Annotated in this window: 3 protein-coding genes; all 3 read right to left on the reverse strand. The window is 60.8% G+C overall.

Annotated features, from left to right (window positions below; all coding sequences use genetic code 11):
- Positions 1 to 696 (reverse strand): acyl-CoA dehydrogenase family protein (locus Q8K05_RS11210; RefSeq protein WP_305246695.1); only part of this gene is annotated, 696 nt, incomplete at its 3' end.
- 87 nt (positions 697 to 783) lie between these two features.
- Positions 784 to 1959: an acetyl-CoA C-acyltransferase gene (locus tag Q8K05_RS11215; RefSeq protein WP_305246696.1), complete on the reverse strand. Its 1176-nt coding sequence runs from the start codon at positions 1957 to 1959 to the stop codon at positions 784 to 786.
- A 15-nt stretch (positions 1960 to 1974) separates the two neighbouring features.
- On the reverse strand, positions 1975 to 3253 hold a 1279-nt coding region (locus Q8K05_RS11220), incomplete at its 5' end, for a 3-hydroxyacyl-CoA dehydrogenase (protein ID WP_305246697.1).

Raw genomic sequence — 3253 nt, forward strand, 5'->3', positions numbered from 1 at the left:
CCCGCGCGTACCCGGAATCAGCTTGCCATCGGGACCGGGTATCTTGGCCAGCACCAGGTGGATGATGTTGTCGGTCAGATCGTGTTCGCCCGACGAAATCCACATTTTGTTGCCCTTGAGGCGGTAGCGGGGGCCCAGCGGGTCAGCCTCAAAACCATCGCCATCGGGCAGCGCGCGCGTCGTCACGTCGCTGAGCGACGACCCCGCCTGCGGCTCCGACAGGCACATGGTGCCCGACCAGCAACCCGAGAACTCGTTGAGCGCAAAGACTTTTTTCTGCAACTCGGTGCCATGCACCATCAGCAAATTGGCATTGCCCGTAGTCAGCATGCCGGAGCCGATGCTGACCGAGGCCATCGCAAAAAAGGCATTGGCCGCCGCTTCAACCGTGTAGGGCAGCTGCATGCCGCCGATCTCGTAGTCTTGCGCCGCGCTGAGCATGCCCGAAGCCGCATAGGCCTTTTGCGCATCGTGCGTGGCCTGCGGCAGGATGACTTTTTCGCCGTCAAAATGCGGTTCCTGCGTGTCCACCAGCCGGTTGAATGGGGCGTATTTTTCGCGGGCAATGCGCTCGCAGGTGTCGAACACCGCGTCAAAGGTCTCGCGGCTGTGGTCGGCAAAGCGCTCGCGCTGGTTCAGCGACTCGGCGTCAAGCCACTGGTAGAGCAAAAAATCAAGAGTGGAACGCAAAGACATGGCTGACCTTCATGACAGGAAAAAAAATGGGCCGACGCATGCAACAAATCGCATGCTCGGCCCTGCTGGGTGCTTGAACGATCCGCCTTACAGCACTTCGAAAATGCCGGCTGCGCCCATGCCGCCGCCAATGCACATGGTCACGCAAACGCGCTTGACGCCGCGCCGCTTGCCTTCAATCAACGCGTGGCCGGTCAGGCGCTGCCCGGTGACGCCGTAGGGGTGTCCGACTGCAATCGCGCCGCCATTGACGTTGAGCTTGTCCATGGGAATGCCCAGCTTGTCGGCGCAGTACAGCACCTGCACGGCAAACGCCTCGTTCAGCTCCCACAGGTCGATGTCGCTGACCTTCAGGCCCAGCCTGGCCAATACCTTTGGGATAGCGAATACCGGACCGATGCCCATTTCGTCGGGCTCGCAGCCTGCAACGGCAAAACCCAGGAAGCGGCCCAGGGGCATGAGGCCTTTTCGCTCGGCCACTTTTTCGTCCATGACCACCACGGCGCCGCCGCCATCAGAAAACTGGCTGGCGTTGCCCGCGGCGATGACGCCGCCCGGAATGGCTGGCTTGATGCCGCTGATGCCCTCCTGGGTGGTGCCTGCGCGAATGCCTTCGTCCTGGCTGACCGTGACCTGTCTGGTGCTCAGGCCCATCACGGGGTCGGCGACACCCATGGTGACGGTGATGGGTGCGATCTCTGCCTCAAACAGGCCAGCGGCCAGTGCGGCCGTGGCTTTTTGCTGGCTGGCGGCGCCGTATTCATCCATGCGCTCGCGTGAAATGCCGTAACGCTTGGCCACCTGCTCGGCGGTTTGCAGCATGTTCCAGTAAATCTCGGGCTTGTTTTTGACCAGCCAGTCTTCACGCAGCATGTGGGTGTTCATTTCCTGCTGCACGCAGGAAATGCTCTCCACACCGCCAGCGACAAAAATACCGGCTTCTCCGGCGATCACGCGCTGGGCCGCCAATGCAATGGTTTGCAGGCCGGATGAACAAAAACGGTTGACCGTCATGCCCGACACAGTGATGGGGCAGCCCGCACGCAGCGCGATCTGCCGGGCAATGTTGGCACCCGTGGCGCCTTCGGGCGTGGCGCAGCCCATGATCACGTCTTCGACTTCTGCGGCTTCAATGCCGGCGCGGGCAATCGCGTGCTGAACAGCATGGCCGCCCAGGGTGGCGCCATGCGTCATGTTGAAGGAGCCCTTCCAGCTTTTGGCCAGAGGTGTGCGGGCGGTGGAAACAATTACAGCTGAGGTCATGGAAATCTCCGGGAATCAGTTAAAGGTCTTGCCTTCGGCCGCGAGCCTGGCCAGCAGCGGCGCGGGCTGCCAGAACTTGGCGTCGTCCAGCGGGTTTTGCGCAAAGCGGTGCATGGCCTGCACCACGTTGAACAAGCCCACCTGGTCGGCGTACAGCATGGGACCACCACGAAAAACCGGGAAGCCGTAACCCATCAGGTAGACCATGTCGATGTCGCTGGCCTTGTTGGCAATGCCTTCTTCCAGAATATGGGCGGCTTCATTGACCAGCGAAAACACCAGGCGTTGCACGATTTCTTCGTCGGAGATTTTGCGCGGGGTGATGCCCAGGGATGCGCGATGCGCTTCGATCATCTGCACGACTTCAGCGCTGGGAATGGCGTCGCGCTTGCCGGGAAGGTAGTCGTACCAGCCCGCGCCGGTTTTCTGTCCAAACCGGCCTTTTTCACACAGAAGGTCGGCCGTTTTGCTGTACTTCATGTCAGGCTTTTCAAGATACCGGCGCTTGCGAATGGCCCAGCCGATGTCGTTGCCTGCCAGATCGCCCATGCGGAACGGGCCCATGGCAAAACCGAATTTCTCGACGGCTTTGTCCACCTGCTCAGGCGTGCAACCTTCATCCAGCAGGAAACCACCCTGGCGGCCGTACTGCTCGATCATGCGGTTGCCAATGAAGCCGTCGCAAACGCCAGACACCACGGCCGTTTTCTTGATTTTCCTGGCAAGCGCCATCACGGTGGCCAGCACGTCCTTGCCGGTTTTCTCGGCGCGCACCACCTCAAGCAGCTTCATGATGTTGGCCGGGCTGAAAAAGTGCATGCCCACGACGTCCTGCGGGCGCTGGGTGAAGCTGGCGATCTTGTTCACATCCAGCGTGGAGGTGTTGGAAGCCAAAATCGCACCGGGCTTCATGACGCGATCGAGCTCCTTGAAGACTTTTTCTTTCACGCCCATTTCTTCGAAGACAGCTTCTATGACCATGTCGGCGTCTCTCAGGTCGTCGTAGCGCAGCGTGGTGCTGAGCAGGCTCATGCGCTGCTCGTACTTGTCTTGCTTGAGCTTGCCTTTTTTGACCTGCGCTTCGTAGTTTTTGCGAATCGTGGCGACGCCGCGGTCTAGCGCCTCCTGCTTCATTTCCAGCATCTTGACCGGAATGCCGGCGTTGAGGAAGTTCATGGAAATGCCGCCGCCCATGGTGCCGGCACCGATCACGGCCACCGACTCGATGCTGCGCTTGGGCGTGTCTTCAGGCACGTCGGGGATCTTGCTGGCGGCGCGCTCGGCCACGAACAGG

Source organism: Polaromonas sp. (assembly GCF_030682935.1).
Classification (GTDB): domain Bacteria; phylum Pseudomonadota; class Gammaproteobacteria; order Burkholderiales; family Burkholderiaceae_C; genus Polaromonas.